An 18,419-nucleotide genomic window follows, 5' to 3' on the forward strand; every position below is an offset into this window, starting at 1 on the left:
CCGCGCGCTGGGGTATTTATGTATACACTGACCGTATGGTGACCCTCGAGCAGTCACAGCCGAAGGCGGGCGAACGCGCCTATGCGCAATTGCTGGACGAGATCCAGTCCGGCGCGCTGCCCGCCGGAACCGTCCTTGCCGAGATGGAACAGGCCGCGCGCCTGCACGTCAGCCGCACGCCCCTGCGTGAAGCGCTGCGCCGCCTCGTGGCCGACGGTCTCGTCGTGCAGCAATCGCCGCGCGTCACCGTCGTGGCCCCGATCGACGCCCACGACATCCGGGCGCTCTTCGAGATGCGCCGCGCGCTCGAGGAGTCCGCGGCGCGCATCGCAGCGGAGCGCGGCGACGCCGCGCGTTTCGCCGCGCTTGCCGACGAGCTCACCGCCGCCCGCCTCGACGGGGAGACCGGGCGCGACGCGTACTACGACCTCATCTCCCGTTTCGACGTCGAGCTCGATCGGGCCGTCGCCAACGACTACATCGCCTCGGCCCTGCGCACCGTGCGCGCGCACCTCGTGCGCGTGCGCCGCATGGCCCGCGACCGTCCCGAACGACTCACGGCTTCCGTCGCCGAGCACCTTCTGATCGCTCGCGCGCTCGCCGCCCGCGACGGCGACCTCGCCGCGCATGCCACGCACGTGCACCTCCACAATGCCCTCGCGAGCATCCTCGCGAACCTCGAGAACGAAGGATCCGCATGACTGTCTCGCACCCCGTCCGCACATACCGCAGCGACGAGAACCTGCCGCGCGAAGAGCAGCTGGGCTGGAAGATCGCCGCCGTTGCCGCGGATCCCGTCGAGGTCGATCGCGACGTCGACGAGATGATCATCAACCGCGTGATCGACAACGCCGCGGTCGCAGCCGCGTCGCTGACGCGCGCGCCGATCTGCTCCGCCCGCGCGCAGGCGCTCGACCATCCTGTCTCGCGCGGCGGCGTCGGCGCGACGGTCTTCGGCCTGCCCCTCGGAACCGTCACGAGCCCCGAGTGGGCGGCGTGGACCAACGGCGTCGCCGTGCGCGAGCTCGACTACCACGACACCTTCCTGGCTGCGGAGTACTCGCACCCCGCCGACAACATCCCGCCGATCCTCGCGGTGGCCCAGCACGCCGGATCCGACGGGCGCGCACTCGTGGCGGGCATCGCGACGGGGTACGAGATCCAGATGGACCTCGTTCGCGCCATCAGCTTGCACAAGCACAAGATCGACCACGTCGCCCACCTCGGCCCGTCGGCGGCCGCCGGAATCGGCACGCTGCTCGGCCTCGACCAGGAGGTCATCTTCCAGGCCGTCGGGCAGGCGCTCCACACGACGACCGCCACGCGCCAGTCGCGCAAGGGCGAGATCTCGACCTGGAAGGCGCACGCGCCCGCGTTCGCCGGGAAGATGGCGGTCGAAGCCGTGGATCGCGCCATGCGCGGCCAGACGTCGCCCTCGCCGATCTACGAGGGCGAGGACGGCGTGATCGCCTGGCTGCTTGACGGACCCGACGGCCGCTACGAGGTGCCGCTGCCGGCGCCGGGCGAGGCGAAGCGCGCGATCCTCGACTCGTACACGAAGGAGCACTCGGCCGAGTACCAGGCGCAGGCCTGGATCGACCTCGCCCGCGCGCTCGGCACCGAGCGCCCCGAGCTGCGCGATCCGGCGAACATCGACCGCATCGTGCTGCACACCAGCCACCACACGCACGTCGTCATCGGATCTGGATCCGGCGATCCGCAGAAGTACGACCCGACCGCGTCGCGCGAGACGCTCGACCACTCGATTCCGTACATCTTCGCCGTCGCCCTGCAGGACGGCGGCTGGCATCACGTCGACTCCTACACGCCGGAGCGCGCCGGCCGCGCCGACACCGTCGAGCTGTGGCACAAGGTCACCACCGCGCTCGACGAGGAGTGGACTCGCCGATACCACTCGGAGGATCCCGACGAGAAGGCCTTCGGCGGGCGCGCGGAGATCACGCTGACCGACGGATCCGTCGTCACGGCCGAGATCGCGGTGGCCGACGCACACCCGCTCGGTGCGCGGCCATTCGTCCGCGAGAACTACGAGCACAAGTTCCGCACGCTGGCCGCAGACGTGCTGTCGGCCGAGGAGATCGACCGCTTCCTCGGTCTGGCCGCGCGTCTGCCGGAGCTCACCGCGGCGGAGGTGCGTGAACTCTCGATCGTCGCGAATCCCGGCGTCCTCGATGCGGCGCCGAGCCCGCGGGGGCTGTTCTGATGCTGCACGCCACAACGCCCGCGCACGTCAAGCGTCAGCAGTTCCGGGAGCGGTTGGAATCCGGCGAACTGCTGCGGTTCCCGGGGGCGTTCAACCCCCTGTCGGCGCGGCTCATCGAGCGCAAGGGCTTCGACGGTGTCTACATCTCCGGTGCCGTGCTGTCGGCCGACCTCGGCCTGCCGGATATCGGCCTGACGACACTGACCGAGGTCGCCGGGCGGGCGGCCCAGATCGCCCGCACGACCGAGCTGCCGGCGATCGTCGACGCGGACACGGGCTTCGGCGAGACGATGAACGTCGCGCGCACGATCCAGATCCTCGAGGACGCCGGGCTCGCCGGCTGTCACATCGAAGACCAGGTCAACCCGAAGCGCTGCGGCCACCTCGACGGCAAGGAGGTCGTCGACGAGGAGACGGCCCTGAAGCGGATCCGGGCGGCCCGTGACGCGCGGCGCGACGAGAACTTCCTCATCATGGCGCGCACCGACATTCGCGCCGTCGCGGGCCTCGATGCGGCGATCGAGCGGATCCAGAGGCTCGTCGACGCGGGCGCCGACGCGGTCTTCCCGGAGGCGATGCGGAACCTCGACGAGTTCCGCGCGGTCGTCCGTGCGGTGGACGTGCCGGTCCTGGCGAACATGACCGAGTTCGGCAAGAGCGATCTGTTCACGGTCGACGAGCTGCGCGAGGCGGGGATCCGCATGGTGATCTGGCCCGTCTCGCTGCTGCGGATGGCGATGGGCGCGGCCGAGCGCGCGCTCGACACGCTCATCGCGGATGGCAACCTCTCGGGGCAGCTCGACAGCATGCAGCATCGCGCGGATCTCTACGACCTGCTGGACTACGAGACGTACAACCAGTTCGATTCGGGTATCTACAACTTCCACATCACGAAGGAGTGACCATGGCGGACACTGAGATCAAGAAGGGCCTGGCAGGCGTCGTCGCCGACGAGACGGCCGTCAGCAAGGTCAATCCCGACACCAACAGCCTGCTGTACCGGGGGTATCCCGTGCAGGAGCTGGCGGCCACGCAGTCGTTCGAGGCTGTCGCATACCTCCTGTGGCACGGCGAGCTGCCGACGGAGGATCAGCTCGCGGAGTTCGAACGGCTCGAGCGCTCCCTTCGGCCGCTCGACGACCGCACGCTCGCGCTGCTCGACACGATGCCCACCCAGGCGCACCCGATGGACATCGTCCGCACGGTCGTGAGCCAACTCGGCACGTTCGACGACACGCTGCACCGCGCGGGCGGGTGGACCGACCCCGAGCTCGACACCGGTCGATCCGTCTACCTGTTCGCGCAGCTGCCCACCGTCGTGGCCGCCGTCCAGCGGCGTCGTCGCGGCCTCGATCCGATTTCGCCGCGCGATGACCTCGACTACGCGCGCAACTTCCTGTGGATGACGTTCGGCGAGGAGCCGGATCCGGTCGTCGTCGACGCGTTCAACCGGTCGATGATCCTCTACGCGGAGCACTCGTTCAACGCATCGACCTTCACGGCACGGGTCATCGCGTCCACCACGGCAGACCTCTACTCGGCGGTCACGGGCGCGATCGGCGCGCTCAAGGGGCCGTTGCACGGCGGCGCGAACGAGGCCGTGATGTACCTCTTCGACGAGATCGGCGACGCGTCGCGCGTGAAGGGGTGGCTCGACGCGGCGCTGGCCGAGAAGCGGAAGATCATGGGCTTCGGACACCGCGTCTACAAGCGGGGCGACTCGCGCGTGCCGACGATGAAGGGCGCCCTCGACACGCTCGTCGCTCACTACGATCGGCAGGACATCGCCGATCTCTACGACGCGTTGGAGAGCGAGTTCGTGGAGCGCAAGGGCATTTACCCCAACCTCGACTACCCATCGGGGCCGGCGTACCACCTCATCGGCTTCGACACCGAGATCTTCACCCCACTGTTCATCGCTGCACGCGTGACCGGCTGGACGGCGCACATCATGGAGCAGCAGGCCTCGAACGCGCTGATCCGCCCCTTGTCCGCGTACAGCGGCGCCGACGAGCGACACATCCCGGGCTATGTCCCGGACACCGCGGAGGTCGAGGCGCAGGAGCGCCCTGAGGAGGCGGCGGGCTGATGGCCGAGCAGCAGAAGGTCGCAATCGTCGCCGGTGCGCGCACGCCCGTCGGACGGTTCGGCGGAGCCTTCCGCGACACCGAGGCCTACGAGCTGGGCGCGGCCGCGGCCACCGCGGCGCTGCGCCGCTCGGGCGTCGCGCCTGACCGGGTCGGGGAGGTCGTCCTCGGCACGATCGGGCAGGTCGCGTCCGACGCATACATCGCGCGACGCGTCGCGCTCGCCGCGGGCCTCGACGTGAACACGCCCGCCTTCACGGTGAACCGGCTGTGCGGATCCGGTCTGCAGGCGATCTGGTCGGGTGCGCAGGAACTGCTGTGGGGGAGCACCGACGTCGTCGTCGCGGGCGGCGCCGAGAACATGACGCGGATGCCGTTCTACGACTTCGACTCCCGCTTCAACGACCGGCTGGGCGACCGGCGCCTGCTCGACGGCACGATCGCGATGCTCACGGATCCGTTCAGCGGCCGACACATGGGCGTGACGGCCGAGAACGTGGCCGAGCGGTTCGGCATCACGCGGCAGGAGCAGGACGCGTTCGCGGCCGAGTCGCAGCGACGGGCGGCGACGGCCGAGTCGCAGCGCGCGTTCGCCGAGGAGATCGTCGCCGTCACGACGTCGGGGCGTCGGTCTGTCGAGGTGACGACGGACGAGCACCCGCGGCCGGACACGACCGTGGAGTCGCTCGCGGGGCTCCGCTCCGCGTTCGTGACGGACGGCACGGTGACCGCGGGCAACGCCTCCGGCATCAACGACGGCGCCGCCGCGACCGTGCTCATGCGCGAGGCCGACGCGCGTGCCGAGGGTGCTCCGGTGCTCGCGACGATCGAGGCCGTCACGACTGCGGCGCTCGAGCCGGAGATCATGGGGTACGCGCCGACGCTCGCGCTGAAGAAGCTCTTCGCCCAGACCGGCCTCACGCCCGATGACGTGGCGACCGTCGAGCTCAACGAGGCGTTCGCCTCGCAGGTGCTCGCCGTCGTCCGCGACGCCGGCCTCGATCCGGCCCGAACCAACCCGTACGGCGGGGCGATCGCGCTCGGACACCCGGTCGGCGCGACCGGTGCGATCCTCACGGTGCGCGCGGCGCTCACGCTGCAGCGCACGGGCGAGGAGTACGCGGTCGTCACCATGTGCATCGGCGGCGGTCAGGCCCTTGCCGCACTGCTCAAGCGAGGGTGAGCGGAACCCGGGGAGGCATCATGGCCGAACGAGACGTCGCGCTCACGGAGGCGATCGCCTCGGGCTCTGCCCTCGACCGCTGGTTGGCCGTGCTCTCGGACGGCGATCGCCGCGAGCTCATTCGGCACCTCGCATCGGGGACGACTGCTCACGAGGCGACGATTGGCGAGCTGGCCTTCGCCATCGGCGTCTCACGCTTCAGCGCGTCGCGGCACGTCCAGGTGCTGCGACAGGTCGGCCTCGTCGTGACGCGGAAGGTCGGAAATCGCGTGCTGGTGCACCTCGTCGACGAACCCCTCCGGATCATCGATGATTGGGTCGGAGGGGTCGTCGACGCGCTCGCGACTACCGCGTGAGGATGAGGGCCTCGCCCTGACCGCCACCCCCGCAGAGGCCGACGGCGGCGGTGCCTGATCCTCGGCGCGCGAGCTCGTGCGCCACGTGCGCGACGAGCCGGGCTCCGGACGCGCCGATCGGGTGGCCGAGCGCGATACCACCGCCATGGATGTTCACGATGTCGCTCGAGATGCCCAGCTCGCGCTGCGAGTGCGCGACGACGGCGCCGAACGCCTCGTTGATCTCGACGAGATCGAGCTCGCTCGAGGCGAGGCCCTGCTTGGTGAGCGCGCGGCGGATCGCGTCGGCCGGCTGCGCCTGCAGCGAGTTGTCGGGTCCGGCGGTCTGGCCGGATGCTCCGATGGCGGCGAGCACGCGCCACCCCTCGGCCTCGGCGCGGGCGCGCGTCGTCACGACGACGGCCGACGCGCCATCCGAGATCTGCGACGCGTTCCCCGCCGTGATGCTGCCGCCTTCGGCGAACGCCGGGCGCAGCTTGGCGAGCGTCTCGGTCGTCGTGTCGGGGCGCACGCCCTCGTCGGCCGAGACGATGAGGGGATCCCCGCGGCGCTGCGGCACCTCGACGGGAACGATCTCGTTATCGAACACGCCGGAGGCGGCCGCCTTGGCCGCGCGCTGATGCGACAGGGTCGCGACCTGATCCTGGCCGTCGCGGGTGACCTCGAAGCGCGGGTTGTGTCGCTCGGTCGACGCCCCCATGCTCTCGGCGTCGTACGCGTCGGTGAGCCCGTCGTGGTCCATGTGGTCGAGCACCTCGACGGATCCGTACGACCATCCGGCGCGCGATCCCGTCAGCAGGTGGGGCGCCTGCGACATCGACTCCATGCCGCCGGCGACGACGACCTCGGCGTCCCCCGTGGCGATCATGCGCGAGGCGTCGATGACGGCCGTGAGCCCCGACAGGCAGACCTTGTTGACGGAGCTCGCGGGTACGTCCCAGCCGATCCCCGCACCGAGCGCAGCCTGGCGCGCGGGGTTCTGACCGGATCCGGCGGACAGCACCTGCCCCATGATCACGGCGTCGACGGCGGAGGCCGGGATGCCGCCCCGCTTCAGCGTGCCTGCGATCGCGAACGAGCCGAGCTTCGGCGCGGAGAACGACGACAGCGCGCCCTTCAGCCGCCCCTGCGGCGTCCGCGCCGCGGCAACGATGACGATGTCGTTCATAGTGTCTCCAGGTCGACTCGCAGCGGAGGCTCGGTGGCCGAGACGACCTCGTCGACGCTCACGCCGGGCGCGGTCTCGCGCAGCACGAGGCCGTCGTCCGTCACGTCGATGACGGCGAGGTCGGTGATGATCCGGTTGACGACCCCACGGCCGGTGAGCGGCAGCGAGCAGTCGTTCACGATCTTCGCGGATCCGTCCTTGGCGACGTGCGTCATGAGGATGATGACGCGCTCGGCGCCATAGACGAGGTCCATGCCGCCGCCGGGACCCTTGACCATCTTGCCCGGGATCATCCAGTTCGCGAGGTCACCGGTCGCCGAGACCTGCATCGCGCCGAGGATCGCGGCGTCGATCTTGCCGGCACGGATCATCCCGAAGCTCAGCGCGGAATCGAAGAACGCCGCACCCGGCAGGGTCGTGACGGTCTCCTTCCCGGCGTTGATGAGGTCCGGATCCACGTCCGCGTCGGCGGGGTACGGGCCCACTCCGAGGATCCCGTTCTCGCTCTGGAGCACGAGGCCGGTGCCCGCGGGCACGTAGTTCGGCACGAGTGTCGGCAGTCCGATGCCGAGGTTCACGTAGGAGCCGTCGGCCAGCTCCTGGGCGGCGCGGGCCGCCATCTCGGTGCGCGTGAGGGCCATCGTCACGCCTCCTCTCGAACGGTGCGCTTCTCGATGCGCTTATCGATGTCTGTTCCCACCTCGACGACGCGGTGCACGTAGACACCGGGCAGGTGCACGTCATCCGGATCGATCTCGCCGGGCTCGACGAGTTCCTCGACCTGCGCGATGCAGATACGGCCCGCCATCGCGCACAGCGGGCTGAACGCGCGCGTCGCCTTGCGGAAGACGAGGTTGCCGTGGCGGTCGCCCTTGGCGGCGTGCACGAGCGCGAAGTCGGTCGCGATCGCGTCCTCGAGGACGAACTCCTTGCCGTCGAACAGCCGCACCTCCTTCTGCGGCGAGGGCTGCGCGACGGATCCGTCGGCGGCGTACCTCTGCGGCAGCCCGCCCTCGGCCACCTGTGTGCCGACCCCGGTGCGCGTGTAGAACGCGGCGATCCCGGATCCGCCCGCGCGGAGCTTCTCGGCGAGCGTGCCCTGCGGCGTCAGCTCGAGCTCCAGCTCGCCGGACAGGAACTGCCGCTCGAACTCGCGGTTCTCGCCGACATACGACGAGGTCATCTTCCGGATCCGCTTCGCGTTCAGCAGCAGTCCGAGCCCCCAGTCGTCGGTGCCGCAGTTGTTCGAGGCGATGGACAGATCCGTCGTCCCCTGCTCCAGCAGCGCTTCGATGAGCGTCATCGGGTTTCCGGACAGTCCGAAGCCGCCGACGGCGAGGCTCGCGCCGTCGGAAATGTCGGAGACCGCCTCGGCGGCTGTCGCGATCTGTTTGTCGATCACCTGGTCACTCCTTCGTGGGTCGGTCCTCCGACCCACTCTGCGCCCCGCGGGACGCAAGGTCCAGAATCGCTCGCCATGCGGAACGAGTGGACGGTAGTGTCCACTATATGGATACTGGATCTCCGCGCGGCACGCAGTCGGTCGCGCGCGCCGCCCTCCTGATGCGGCTCGTCACGGCGCAGGGCGAGCGCGGCGGCGCGCGCATGACGTACCTCGTCGCCGAATCTGGCCTGACGCGGCCGACCGCGCACCGGCTGCTGACGGCGTTGAAGGCGGAGGCGCTCGTCGACCAGGACCCGGTAACCGGGCGCTGGTTCCCGGGGCCGGAACTCTTCCTCATGGGGACGGTCGCGGCGGAGCGATACGACGTCGCGGAGCGCTCGCGCGACATCGTGCACGCCCTCGCGCTCGAGACGGAGGAGAGCGCGTTCTTCTCGATGCGGCGCGGCGACGAGACGGTGTGCCTCGTGCATGAGGACGGCGCGTTCCCGATCCGCTCGCACGTGCTGAGCGAAGGCGTGCGCTTCCCGCTGGGCGTTGCCTCCGCTGGCCTGGTGATCCTGGCGCTGCTGCCAGCCGCGGAGAGCGATGCGTACCTCGCGCGCACGGGCGACTCTCTCGCGGGGCGCTGGGGACAGGCGCACGGATCCGCACCGTTGCGTACCCGGATCGCCGAGACGCGCGACCGCGGCTATTCGGTCAACCCCGGGCTCATCGTCGAGGGCAGCTGGGGGATGGGCGCCGCGGTGCTGTCGAAGTCGGGCCGACCGGACTGGGCGCTCAGCATCACGGGCGTCGAGTTCCGATTCGATGCCGCGCGCCGCGCCGAACTGGGGCGCGCGCTGCTGGCGCACGCCCACGAGCTCTCCCGCCGCATGCGGTGAGACACGTCCTACGCGGCGACGTCGCTCGTATCGAGGATCGTGTAGCTGTAGCCCTGCTCCGCCAGGAAGCGCTGGCGGTTCTGCGCGAAGTCCTGATCGACCGTGTCGCGTGCGATGAGGGTGTAGAAGCTGGCCGTGTGGTTCGACTCCTTCGGGCGCAGCAACCGGCCGAGACGCTGGGCCTCCTCCTGGCGTGAGCCGAAGGATCCGGAGACCTGGATCGCGACCGATGCCTCCGGGAGGTCGACGGAGAAATTCGCGACCTTCGAGACGACGATGAGCTTGAGGGATCCCTCGCGGAACGCCTGGAAGAGCTGCTCGCGCTCGTCGACGGGCGTGGAACCGGTGATCTGGGGCGCGTCGAGCGCATCGCTCAGCGCCTGGAGCTGGTCGAGGTACTGCCCGATGACGAGGATCTGTTCGCCGCTGTGCCGCTCGACGATTTCGCGCACGGCGTCGATCTTGGCCGGCGCCGTCGCGGCGAGGCGGTACCGCTGGTCGTCGGCGGCCGCGGCGTACTCGAGCCGGTCGGAGGCCGGCAGGTCGACGCGCACCTCGTAACAGGCGGCGGGGGAGATGTATCCCTGCTGCTCGATCTCGCGCCACGGGGCGTCGTAGCGCTTCGGGCCGATGAGGCTGAACACGTCGCCCTCACGGCCGTCTTCGCGCACGAGCGTTGCGGTGAGTCCGAGGCGCCGACGCGCCTGCAGATCGGCGGTGAGCTTGAACACGGGCGCCGGCAGCAGGTGCACCTCGTCGTAGATGATGAGACCCCAGTCGAGCGCGTCGAGCACGTCGAGGTGGGCGTACTCTCCCTTCCGCTTCGCGGTGAGGATCTGGTAGGTCGCGATCGTGACCGGTTTGATCTCCTTGACCTGTCCCGAGTACTCGCCGATCTCGTCCTCGGTCAGCATCGTGCGGCGCAGCAGCTCGTCGCGCCACTGCCGGGCCGAGACGGTGTTCGTGACGAGGATCAGGGTCGTCGTCTTGGTCTGCGCCATCGCTCCGGCGCCCACGAGCGTCTTGCCGGCGCCGCAGGGGAGGACAACGACGCCGGACCCGTCTTCGGCGAAGGTGTCGACGGCCTGCTGCTGGTACGGGCGCAGGTGCCAGTCGGTCTCGTCCAGCACGATCTCGTGCGGCGTGCCCGGCGTGTAGCCGGCGAGGTCCTCGGCGGGCCAGCCGATCTTCAGCAGCTCCTGCTTGATCTGCCCGCGCGCCCACGCGTCGATGACGAAGGTGTCCGGATCCGGGTGCCCGATGAGCAGGTTCTGGATGCGCTTATTGCGCGCGACCTCCGCGATGACGGCGCGGTCGGTCGTCGTCAGCACGAGGCGGCCCTCGTCGTCGCGTTCGATCGTCAGGCGGCCGTAACGGCCGACCGTCTCGCGCAGGTCGGTCGACACCGACGGGGGAACCGGGAACCGCGAGTACTTCTCGAGCGTCGCGAGCATCTCGTCCGCGGTGTGGCCCGCGGCGCGCGCGTTCCAGAGACCGAGGCGTGTGATGCGGTACGTGTGAATGTGCTCAGGGGCGCGTTCGAGCTCCGCGAAGACAGCGAGATCGTGCCGCGCCGTCTCGGCGTCGGCGTGGGCGACCTCAAGCAATACGGTGCGGTCGCTCTGGACGATCAGCGGGCCGGACATGACCAATCAGTCTACGCCCGTTTTGCGGACTGGATCAGCGAGACCGGCAGAGTGCGCTCGACGTCTGCGCGCGAATCACGGCCCCGCAGGCGGCCGCCGCCGAGGCCGGTCGGATCGAGCGTGAGTTCGCGAGCGGATCCGTCCGGCATGTTCACCACGACCACGAGCGTCGCGCGGTCACGAATCGCCCCTTCGAGCTCGCGGCGCAGCCAGGCGCGATCCACATCGGCTCCCTGGCGCTCGCGGAGGCGCGCGATGAGGGGAAGGAAGTCGTCGCCCTCGCTGTCCTCGGGAGCAAGTCGGTGTCGATCCGGCGCCGCGATGCTGCCGTCGGCCTCGATCGCCACGACGGGATAGCGCGCGTCGGCGAGCGCCCAGAATGTCGCATCGCGTCCCGCGCGGCTCGCGAGCAGCGCGCCGTGGGGAGTCAGGCCCAGGGGCGCGAGCGACTGGTCGACCGCGATCGTGCGGAGCAGGTCGTGATCCGGGCTCGACACGATCGTGCGGTCGGATCCGAGCTCACGCGAGACGCGCACGCGCCCGTGACGCTCGGCGGAGCGTTGGATGAGGTAGTCGAGCGGCTGCGGGACGCCGGTGAGCGACACCTCGGCGAGGAAAGAATGCATGCTGTGGGCCGTCTCGCCCGCGCTCAACGCACGGGCGATCGTCGCCTCGGTGAAGCGGTAGCTCGACGCCTGAGCCTGCGACTCGCGCACCGCCATCTGTCGCAGGCGGGCGTCGATCGTCGGCGCGAGCGTGCCGGGGCTGATCGCCGTGAGGTCGTTCTGCAGGTACACGCGGTCGACCTCCTGCGGCAGGAGAGCGACGAGTGCTTCCGGGGCCGCCGCGCGCCCCTCGCGCAGCGGTCGCGCCCAGGCCGGTTCGGTCGGATCCGCGCCCGCGACGAGTCCGGCGAGTCGCGCGAACGCCATCCAGCCGCGCGACTTGCGCGGCCACGCCTCGTCGAGCGGATAGGCCAGGTCCCATTGCGCCGGGTCGATCCAGCCGCCGTCGGACGTGCGCAGTCCCGCGGGGAGCGCGTCGCGCAGACGCTCGGCGAGGTCGACCCAGCGCCGCGGCGTCGATTGCTGCACCCATTCGGCTCCGGCCGGCGTCGCAAACAGATGGCGATCGTGGCCGCGCATGAGTCCGGTCGCGGACGCAAGGCGCGCGAGGACGTCGGCCTCGTCGGCGGACCCGACGACATCGTGTTCGGCGAGTCGGCGTCGCTCCGCGACGCCGAGCGACCCCGTCGCGACGCGCGCGAGCGGCGAGCGCAGGGCCACGAGGATCAGGTCGGCGAGCGCGGTGAGGGTCGTGAACGCGCGCTCGGCGGCATGGCCGGCGTCGGCCGGATCCGCGGGCATCGGGGTCGAGGCGGGTAACGGTGAGACGTCGCCGAGCGTCTCGATGACCCCCGGCAGCGCCTGCCCGTCGGCGTCCGTGAGTGTGAGCGTCTCGCGCGGCTTGCCGACGGCGAGGGCGGCGAGCTCCTCGCGCGGCAGCGACGACAGCGCGGCGGCGATGGCATCCGGTCGCAGCAGTGATTCGGCGACGTCGAAGAAGTCGTTCCAGCTCGACGCGGGTGCGGCGTGGGGAGAGAGGCGCCGATGGCGGAACAGCTCTGCGAGTGCGTCATCGTCGGCCGCCATGAGGCGCTCGGCGACGAGGCGCGCGAGAGAGCTGTTGACGCGCGTCACTGCCGGTTCGCCCTGCCCCGACGCACGAAGCTCGAGATGAGCACGATGAGCAGGAGGATGAACGCCAGAATGGGGCCGTACATCTGCACGGCGAATACGGCCGGCCACACCCCGCCGTAGTCGTCGACACCGACCGCTCCCGCCACGATCACGGCGACGAAGCACCCGATCGAGACCGCGAGGACCCCGATCGACGTGAACGCGAGGATCCGGTCGACGCGCCGCACGGGAGGGGTGCTGTCGGGTTTGTTGCTCATCCCTCCAACTTTAGTCGCTGCGCCGCACCCACGCGGCCGGGGAGAGGGAGGCAGGCGGTAATCTGGAGGGGAGGGATCATTCGGTCCCTCATCGTTTCGTTCACGGTTCTTCTCAGCGAGGTCATCATGCCCACCGGCAAGGTCAGGTTCTACGACGAGGACAAGGGTTTCGGCTTCATCTCGTCCGATGACGGCCAGGATGTCTTCTTGCACGCCAGTGCCGTCCCCGATGGGGTGTCGCTGCGCAAGGGCACGCGGCTCGACTTCGGCATCGCCGACGGTCGCCGCGGTCCTTCGGCGCTCTCGGTGCGCGTCCTCGATGCCCCGCGGAGTGCGGTGAAGGCGCAGCGGAAGAACCCCGACGACATGGTGGTGATCATCGAGGACCTCGTGGGTCTGCTCGATGAGATGGGCGGCGATCTGCGGCGCGGCCGATACCCCTCGAACTCGCACGCGCGCAAGATCGCTAGCGTGCTTCGGAAGGTAGCCGATGACATCGACATCTGACATCTCGACCGACGTCGCGGAGCCGCTCGCGCGCGCCGCGCTGGGGGAGATCACCCCGACATCGACGGTCGGCGCCCTCGTGGACCGCGCCGTCGCGGACGACGGCGTCGTGACGCTGCGGTTCGAGATGACGCAGAGCGCATATCGTGGCTGGTTCTGGACGGTCGCGCTCGCCGCGGTCGAGGGACAGGATCCGACGGTGCTCGAGGCGGAGCTGCTCCCGGGCGACGATGCCCTCCTCGCGCCCGACTGGGTGCCGTGGTCGCAGCGGCTCGAGGAGTACAAGGCACAGCAGGCCGCGGCGGAGGCCGAGCGGAAGGTCTCCGAGGAGGAGTCCGGCGGCGCCGGCGATGACGACGATGATCACGATGATCACGACGATCACGACGATCACGACGACGATGATGATCACCACGATGGCTCGGCGTATCTGCACTCCGGCGACGTGGACGGGGTCGACATCGACGAGCTCAATGATGATGACGATGATCACGACGACGATTCCGACGACGCGTATGACGACGGATACGACGACGATGCGGACGGCGACGCGGAGCCGGATGACGACGCCTGACCTGGCGGAGCGAAGGGCCTGCGTGCCCTCTAAACTGGCCGTATGACGATCCAGATTCCGGCCGACCTGCTGCCCGCCGACGGACGCTTCGGATGCGGTCCATCGAAGGTGAGAGACGCGCAGGTGTCTGCGCTCGCCGGGGTGGGGTCGTCGCTCCTCGGCACCTCACACCGCCAGGCGCCCGTGAAGAACCTCGTTGGCAGCGTACGCGAGCGGCTCGGCCAGCTGCTGCGGCTGCCCGACGGATACGAGATCATCCTCGGCGGGGGCGGCTCGACGGCGTTCTGGGATGCTGCCGCGTTCGGCCTCATCGAGCGCCGCAGCCAGAATCTGTCGTTTGGTGAGTTCGGCGGAAAGTTCGCCAAGGCGGCTGCCGCTCCCTGGCTGGAGGCCCCCGACGTCCGCTCCGCCGAGCCCGGCACGATCGCGACGCCCCAGGCCGTTGCCGGCGTCGACGTCTACGCCTGGCCGCACAACGAGACGTCGACGGGCGCGGCCGCCCCCGTCGCGCGCGTCGCCGGCGACGAGGGAGCGCTCACCGTCATCGACGCGACGAGCGCAGCGGGCGGCATCGACGTCGACATCGCCGAGACCGACGTGTACTACTTCGCGCCGCAGAAAAACCTCGGCTCGGATGGCGGATTGTGGATCGCCGCAGTGTCGCCAGCCGCCATCGCGCGCATCGAGCGCATCGCGTCGTCGGGACGCTACATCCCCGAGTCGCTGAACCTCGCGACGGCCCTCGACAATTCGCGCAAGAACCAGACATACAACACCCCCGCGCTCGCCACGCTGCACCTGCTCGACAGTCAGCTCGGCTGGATCCTCGACAACGGCGGCCTGACGTGGGCGGCGGCGCGTACGCGTGAATCGTCATCGGCGCTCTACGACTGGGCGGAGGCGAACCCCGTCTCGACCCCGTTCATCGCGGAGCCGGCGCACCGTTCGCCCGTGGTCGTCACGATCGACTTCGACGACGCGGTCGACGCGGCCGACATTGCGAAGATCCTGCGGCACAACGGCGTCGTCGACACCGAGCCGTACCGGAAGCTCGGTCGCAACCAGCTTCGCGTCGCGACGTTCGTGTCGATTGAGCCGGACGACGTGCGCCGACTGGCGAAGAGCATCGACTACATCCTCGAGGCGAAGGAATCATCATGACCGATCTGATCGATACGACCGAGATGTACCTCCGCACTGTGCTCGAGCTCGAGGAGGAGGGCATCGTCCCGCTTCGCGCGCGCATCTCGGAGCGGCTCGGACACTCTGGGCCGACCGTGTCTCAGACCGTCGGACGCATGGACCGCGACGGACTCATTCGCGTCGCCGAGGACCGCCGCCTCGAGCTCACGACGCTCGGCCGTCGTCGCGCCATCGAGGTCATGCGGAAGCACCGGCTCGCCGAGCGCCTCCTGAGTGACGTCATCGGCCTCGACTGGGCATACGTTCACGAGGAGGCCTGCCGCTGGGAGCACGTGATGAGCGAGCTCGTGGAACGACGACTCGTCGAGCTGCTCGGCCACCCGGACGAATCGCCGTACGGAAACCCCATTCCGGGCCTCAGCGAGATCGGGGAGATCGACGCGAAGGGGGCCTTCGACGAGGGTGTCATCGGAGTGGTCAAGAAGCTCGACACCGCCGATGGCCCGATCGAGGGGACGGTGCGCCGCCTCGCTGAGCCGATGCAGGTCGACCCGGAGCTGCTGCAGCAGCTGCGTTCCGCGGGCGTCATGCCGGGTGCGCGGGGACAGTTCCGATACAACGAGGGATATGTGCTCGTGCAGATGGACGGCGCGGACGAAGCGCTTGAACTGCCCGTGGAGCTCGCCTCGCACGTTTTTCTCGTCGCCGAATGACCCTCCGAACACGGGGTTCGTGACCGAATCGAGACGGATCCGCGACCTCGACGTGACAAATTCGTTATCTTTCGTTACCGTGGAGGCTGCCCTGTATGTAACGAAGGAACCCGATTTTGGCCGAGAACGAGCCGACGACTGAGGTCGCGCCGCCCGACGCAAATGCCTCTGTCGAACGACCCCTCACCACCCGTCAGATCGTCTCCGCGGCTCGCAAGCAGGTCCGCCACTCCGAGAAGTCCGCGAAGAAGTTCGGCTCACGCCGCTTCAGCCCCGCGCGCGCTGTCGGCACGATGGCTGCTCTCTGTGCGCTCGTCGCGGGTGTTGCGATCCCCGCGTATGCGGCGAGCCAGCACGAAACCGCGACCGCGACGGCCAGCGAGCGCGACGAAGCGGCCGGCGATGCCCAGTCGTTCGCCGCGAGCCTCGATGCCGGATCCGTCGACCTGACCGCGACGACCTATTCGGCACGCACGGCCGACGAGATCTCGCAGGTGCGTGCCGAGGAGCAGGCGCTCGAGCGTGCTCGCGACGCCGAGCAGCAGCGCCAGAATGAGCAGCAACCGGCCCCCGATCCCGGCGGTGACGGAGCGCCCGCGGGTGTTCCCGAGGACGCGCCGCCCGCGCCGGAGCCGGTCGGCTCCTGGGTGAACCCGCTTCCCCCTGGCTCGTACTACGTCAGCCGTTCCGTGAGCTCCGGCCACGCCGGCACCGACATGGTCGCCCCGGCGATGACGCCGATCTACGCCGCGAAGGGCGGCGTCGTCACAGTCTCGAGTGAAGCGCACTATGGCTGGGGCGTCACGGTTGCGATCGACCACGGCGATGGCACGCAGACGCTGTACGGGCACATGACCAACGGCACGCGCCAGGTCGGTGCCGGGCAGTCCGTCTCGGCGGGCCAGGTCATCGGCTACGTCGGGTCGACGGGCCGCTCCACCGCGAACCACCTCCACATCGAGCTGACGGTCAACGGCGCGATCGTGGACCCGATGGCGTACATGCCCATCTGACGCTCGAACCCGATACGCAGAATGCCCGCCTTAACTGAGGCGGGCATTCTGCGTATCCGGGAGAGAATTCACCTGCGTGTCGCCGCTCGGGTGTGTCGCATGCGCTACTCTGTTCGCGTCGCCGCATCTGCTCTCAGAGAGGAATTCGCCATGAACATGCGCCCTGGCATCCGAACCACGGATGCGCTCGGTCGTTACGTTCTTCGGCATCTGGGTCAATCGGGTCGCGAGATCATTGCGCCTCGCCCGCTGGCGCTGTCCATTGGACAGCGCCTTTTTCGTCTCTCCGACAAGATGCGGGGCATCGTCTGGCTGATCCCGGGAGCCATCCGGGGCGTGAAGAAAGGCTGCCGCCATGCGCACACTCGTGCTCAATGCAGGATATGAACCGCTTGCCATCGTGTCGTTCAAACGCGCACTCGTGCTCGTGATGAATCAGAAGGCGAATATCATCGCCAGCGATGAGAATTCTCCCGTGTGGAGCGCCGCCGACGTGTTCGACAGACCCGCGGTCATCGTCCTGACGAGATACGTGCGCATCCCGCACCACCGCCGCGTGCCGGTCACCCGCCGCGGGGTGCTCCGCCGCGACGCCTATCGCTGCGCATACTGCGGACGCCCGGCGGCGACGGTCGATCACGTGCAACCGCGCTCGCGTGGCGGCATCGACTCCTGGGAGAATCTCGTCGCGGCCTGCGTGAAGTGCAATAACGTGAAAAGCAACCGCACTCCGCAGGAAATGGGATGGGAGCTGCGCGTTCGGCCCGGGACTCCGCGCGGAAGTGCGTGGACTGTTCGCGGATCCGATCGCGCCGAACCCTCTTGGGAACCGTATTTGGAAATGGCTGCGTAATTCACGCATAACGAATTCACGGTCATCCGTTGTGCGTATTCGGGCGAAATAGATTATCGTGTCGAATATGGCACGGAAGATTATTCACCAGCTCGTCGATGATATCGATGGAACCGTTCTCGATCCCGGCGAGGGAGAGAGCGTGACGTTCTCTCTCGACGGCAAGGTATACGAAATCGACCTCACGGAGGGCAATGCCGCGAAACTGCGCGAGGCTTTCGCCCCCTACATCTCTGCTGGTCGTCGCACGGCGAGCTCCGCAAAGAGCCGCGTGCGCGGATCCGCGCCGTCGGGTGGCGGCCGCGACCTGACCGCTGTGCGTTCCTGGGCGCGCGCGAACGGCCACCAGGTGAGCGACCGTGGTCGCGTGCCGGCCACGATCCTCGAGGCGTACGACGCCGCGAACTGACGTCCGCGTCGTCAGCGATGCGCCTGCCCAGTAAGATGGGGCGGGCGCATTTGCGCGTGAGCCCCCATAGCTCAGGGGATAGAGCACCGCTCTCCTAAAGCGGGTGTCGCAGGTTCGAATCCTGCTGGGGGCGCTGAAGTTCTGGTCGAGCGTACAACCGCGTCGCACAGACAGCATGTGTGGTCAGGCGTATTGTGTCGAGCCGCCCAGCACTCACTGAGCGTTCACGCGGCCTTTCAGTACCGGAATTCATTCATGCGGTGGCGGGTCCCTGCGCTCGCTGGAATAGCGGACGCCGTT

At 69.1% G+C, this 18,419-nt stretch carries 20 protein-coding genes and 1 tRNA gene; 15 read left to right on the forward strand and 6 right to left on the reverse strand.

All coding sequences use genetic code 11. The features are described from left to right. The first annotated feature begins 35 nt into the window (after positions 1–35). Genes IEW87_RS05715 through IEW87_RS05740 form a run of 6 tightly spaced genes read left to right on the forward strand, consistent with a single transcriptional unit; the run spans position 36 to position 5,850 of the window. Entirely contained in the window at positions 36–701 is a 666-nt protein-coding gene (locus IEW87_RS05715) for a GntR family transcriptional regulator (RefSeq protein ID WP_188711309.1), read from the forward strand. Then, positions 698–2,224 (forward strand): MmgE/PrpD family protein, encoded by a 1,527-nt coding sequence (locus IEW87_RS05720; protein ID WP_188711310.1) that lies wholly within the window; start codon positions 698–700, stop codon positions 2,222–2,224. The genes IEW87_RS05715 and IEW87_RS05720 overlap by 4 nt, the downstream gene beginning before the upstream one ends. After that, entirely contained in the window at positions 2,224–3,126 is a 903-nt protein-coding gene (gene prpB, locus IEW87_RS05725; protein ID WP_188711311.1) for a methylisocitrate lyase, read from the forward strand. Before IEW87_RS05720 ends, prpB begins: the two co-directional genes overlap by 1 nt. A 2-nt stretch (positions 3,127–3,128) precedes the next feature. Beyond that, on the forward strand, positions 3,129–4,313 hold the full coding sequence (locus IEW87_RS05730) for a bifunctional 2-methylcitrate synthase/citrate synthase (RefSeq protein WP_188711312.1): 1,185 nt from the start codon (positions 3,129–3,131) through the stop codon (positions 4,311–4,313). Beyond that, on the forward strand, positions 4,313–5,494 hold the full coding sequence (locus IEW87_RS05735) for a thiolase family protein (RefSeq protein ID WP_188711313.1): 1,182 nt from the start codon (positions 4,313–4,315) through the stop codon (positions 5,492–5,494). The genes IEW87_RS05730 and IEW87_RS05735 overlap by 1 nt, the downstream gene beginning before the upstream one ends. 20 nt (positions 5,495–5,514) lie before the next feature. Further along, complete coding sequence (locus IEW87_RS05740; RefSeq protein WP_188711314.1) at positions 5,515–5,850, forward strand: ArsR/SmtB family transcription factor; 336 nt, start codon at positions 5,515–5,517, stop codon at positions 5,848–5,850. Here IEW87_RS05740 and IEW87_RS05745 read toward each other — a convergent pair. Genes IEW87_RS05745 through IEW87_RS05755 form a run of 3 tightly spaced genes read right to left on the reverse strand, consistent with a single transcriptional unit; the run spans position 5,840 to position 8,420 of the window. Further along, complete coding sequence (locus tag IEW87_RS05745; RefSeq protein ID WP_188711315.1) at positions 5,840–7,018, reverse strand: acetyl-CoA C-acetyltransferase; 1,179 nt, start codon at positions 7,016–7,018, stop codon at positions 5,840–5,842. The two genes, IEW87_RS05740 and IEW87_RS05745, sit on opposite strands and share 11 nt — an antisense overlap. Then, on the reverse strand, positions 7,015–7,659 hold the full coding sequence (locus IEW87_RS05750) for a 3-oxoacid CoA-transferase subunit B (protein ID WP_188711316.1): 645 nt from the start codon (positions 7,657–7,659) through the stop codon (positions 7,015–7,017). The genes IEW87_RS05745 and IEW87_RS05750 overlap by 4 nt, the downstream gene beginning before the upstream one ends. A gap of 2 nt (positions 7,660–7,661) precedes the next feature. Then, positions 7,662–8,420, reverse strand: a complete 759-nt coding sequence (locus IEW87_RS05755; protein ID WP_188711317.1) for a CoA transferase subunit A — start codon at positions 8,418–8,420, stop codon at positions 7,662–7,664. Between the two features lie 107 nt (positions 8,421–8,527). Here IEW87_RS05755 and IEW87_RS05760 point away from each other — a divergent pair, with 107 nt between their 5' ends. Then, a complete protein-coding gene (locus tag IEW87_RS05760) occupies positions 8,528–9,304 on the forward strand; it encodes an IclR family transcriptional regulator (protein WP_188711318.1) in 777 nt (258 codons plus the stop codon). Positions 9,305–9,312: 8 nt separating this feature from the next. Here the strand turns inward: IEW87_RS05760 and IEW87_RS05765 are convergent, their stop codons facing one another. Genes IEW87_RS05765 through IEW87_RS05775 form a run of 3 tightly spaced genes read right to left on the reverse strand, consistent with a single transcriptional unit; the run spans position 9,313 to position 12,907 of the window. Beyond that, positions 9,313–10,950, reverse strand: a complete 1,638-nt coding sequence (locus tag IEW87_RS05765; RefSeq protein WP_188711319.1) for a DNA repair helicase XPB — start codon at positions 10,948–10,950, stop codon at positions 9,313–9,315. 11 nt (positions 10,951–10,961) lie between these two features. Beyond that, complete coding sequence (locus IEW87_RS05770) at positions 10,962–12,650, reverse strand: helicase-associated domain-containing protein (RefSeq protein WP_229730976.1); 1,689 nt, start codon at positions 12,648–12,650, stop codon at positions 10,962–10,964. Then, positions 12,647–12,907 (reverse strand): multidrug ABC transporter ATPase, encoded by a 261-nt coding sequence (locus IEW87_RS05775; RefSeq protein WP_188711320.1) that lies wholly within the window; start codon positions 12,905–12,907, stop codon positions 12,647–12,649. Before IEW87_RS05775 ends, IEW87_RS05770 begins: the two co-directional genes overlap by 4 nt. A 126-nt stretch (positions 12,908–13,033) precedes the next feature. On the opposite strand from IEW87_RS05775, the gene IEW87_RS05780 reads away from it, so the two are divergent. The 8 genes from IEW87_RS05780 to IEW87_RS05815 all read left to right on the forward strand — a co-directional run bounded on the left by IEW87_RS05780 (position 13,034) and on the right by IEW87_RS05815 (position 18,252). Then, complete coding sequence (locus IEW87_RS05780) at positions 13,034–13,414, forward strand: cold-shock protein (protein ID WP_188711321.1); 381 nt, start codon at positions 13,034–13,036, stop codon at positions 13,412–13,414. After that, the gene (locus IEW87_RS05785; RefSeq protein ID WP_188711322.1) at positions 13,398–13,988 is read left to right on the forward strand and encodes a DUF3027 domain-containing protein; all 591 of its coding nucleotides are present in this window, start codon (positions 13,398–13,400) and stop codon (positions 13,986–13,988) included. The genes IEW87_RS05780 and IEW87_RS05785 overlap by 17 nt, the downstream gene beginning before the upstream one ends. Before the next feature lie 42 nt (positions 13,989–14,030). Further along, complete coding sequence (gene serC / locus IEW87_RS05790; RefSeq protein WP_188711323.1) at positions 14,031–15,149, forward strand: phosphoserine transaminase; 1,119 nt, start codon at positions 14,031–14,033, stop codon at positions 15,147–15,149. Next, on the forward strand, positions 15,146–15,844 hold the full coding sequence (locus tag IEW87_RS05795; protein ID WP_188711324.1) for an iron-dependent transcriptional repressor DtxR: 699 nt from the start codon (positions 15,146–15,148) through the stop codon (positions 15,842–15,844). Before serC ends, IEW87_RS05795 begins: the two co-directional genes overlap by 4 nt. A 116-nt stretch (positions 15,845–15,960) precedes the next feature. Beyond that, positions 15,961–16,857 carry a M23 family metallopeptidase gene (locus tag IEW87_RS05800; protein ID WP_188711325.1) on the forward strand — a complete coding sequence of 299 codons (897 nt, stop codon included), beginning with the start codon at positions 15,961–15,963 and terminating at the stop codon, positions 16,855–16,857. A gap of 355 nt (positions 16,858–17,212) precedes the next feature. Continuing rightward, the gene (locus IEW87_RS05805; RefSeq protein WP_188711326.1) at positions 17,213–17,710 is read left to right on the forward strand and encodes an HNH endonuclease; all 498 of its coding nucleotides are present in this window, start codon (positions 17,213–17,215) and stop codon (positions 17,708–17,710) included. A gap of 67 nt (positions 17,711–17,777) precedes the next feature. Beyond that, on the forward strand, positions 17,778–18,119 hold the full coding sequence (locus tag IEW87_RS05810; RefSeq protein ID WP_188711327.1) for a histone-like nucleoid-structuring protein Lsr2: 342 nt from the start codon (positions 17,778–17,780) through the stop codon (positions 18,117–18,119). A 60-nt stretch (positions 18,120–18,179) separates the two neighbouring features. Continuing rightward, positions 18,180–18,252, forward strand: a tRNA-Arg gene (locus IEW87_RS05815). The last annotated feature ends 167 nt before the right edge of the window (positions 18,253–18,419 follow it).

Origin of the sequence: Microbacterium faecale (assembly GCF_014640975.1) — a bacterium.
GTDB classification, from domain to species: domain Bacteria; phylum Actinomycetota; class Actinomycetes; order Actinomycetales; family Microbacteriaceae; genus Microbacterium; species Microbacterium faecale.

What these genes read in the sequence shown, in the direction of transcription:
- IEW87_RS05750 (WP_188711316.1), bottom strand. Translation starts at nt 7,659, where the DNA reads ATGGCCCTCACGCGCACCGAGATGGCGGCCCGCGCCGCCCAGGAGCTG.
- IEW87_RS05765 (WP_188711319.1), bottom strand. Translation starts at nt 10,950, where the DNA reads ATGTCCGGCCCGCTGATCGTCCAGAGCGACCGCACCGTATTGCTTGAG.
- IEW87_RS05745 (WP_188711315.1), bottom strand. Translation starts at nt 7,018, where the DNA reads ATGAACGACATCGTCATCGTTGCCGCGGCGCGGACGCCGCAGGGGCGG.
- IEW87_RS05720 (WP_188711310.1), top strand. Translation starts at nt 698, where the DNA reads ATGACTGTCTCGCACCCCGTCCGCACATACCGCAGCGACGAGAACCTG.
- IEW87_RS05760 (WP_188711318.1), top strand. Translation starts at nt 8,528, where the DNA reads ATGGATACTGGATCTCCGCGCGGCACGCAGTCGGTCGCGCGCGCCGCC.
- IEW87_RS05730 (WP_188711312.1), top strand. Translation starts at nt 3,129, where the DNA reads ATGGCGGACACTGAGATCAAGAAGGGCCTGGCAGGCGTCGTCGCCGAC.
- IEW87_RS05780 (WP_188711321.1), top strand. Translation starts at nt 13,034, where the DNA reads ATGCCCACCGGCAAGGTCAGGTTCTACGACGAGGACAAGGGTTTCGGC.
- IEW87_RS05795 (WP_188711324.1), top strand. Translation starts at nt 15,146, where the DNA reads ATGACCGATCTGATCGATACGACCGAGATGTACCTCCGCACTGTGCTC.
- serC (WP_188711323.1), top strand. Translation starts at nt 14,031, where the DNA reads ATGACGATCCAGATTCCGGCCGACCTGCTGCCCGCCGACGGACGCTTC.
- IEW87_RS05715 (WP_188711309.1), top strand. Translation starts at nt 36, where the DNA reads ATGGTGACCCTCGAGCAGTCACAGCCGAAGGCGGGCGAACGCGCCTAT.
- prpB (WP_188711311.1), top strand. Translation starts at nt 2,224, where the DNA reads ATGCTGCACGCCACAACGCCCGCGCACGTCAAGCGTCAGCAGTTCCGG.
- IEW87_RS05785 (WP_188711322.1), top strand. Translation starts at nt 13,398, where the DNA reads ATGACATCGACATCTGACATCTCGACCGACGTCGCGGAGCCGCTCGCG.
- IEW87_RS05735 (WP_188711313.1), top strand. Translation starts at nt 4,313, where the DNA reads ATGGCCGAGCAGCAGAAGGTCGCAATCGTCGCCGGTGCGCGCACGCCC.
- IEW87_RS05740 (WP_188711314.1), top strand. Translation starts at nt 5,515, where the DNA reads ATGGCCGAACGAGACGTCGCGCTCACGGAGGCGATCGCCTCGGGCTCT.
- IEW87_RS05805 (WP_188711326.1), top strand. Translation starts at nt 17,213, where the DNA reads ATGCGCACACTCGTGCTCAATGCAGGATATGAACCGCTTGCCATCGTG.
- IEW87_RS05775 (WP_188711320.1), bottom strand. Translation starts at nt 12,907, where the DNA reads ATGAGCAACAAACCCGACAGCACCCCTCCCGTGCGGCGCGTCGACCGG.
- IEW87_RS05810 (WP_188711327.1), top strand. Translation starts at nt 17,778, where the DNA reads ATGGCACGGAAGATTATTCACCAGCTCGTCGATGATATCGATGGAACC.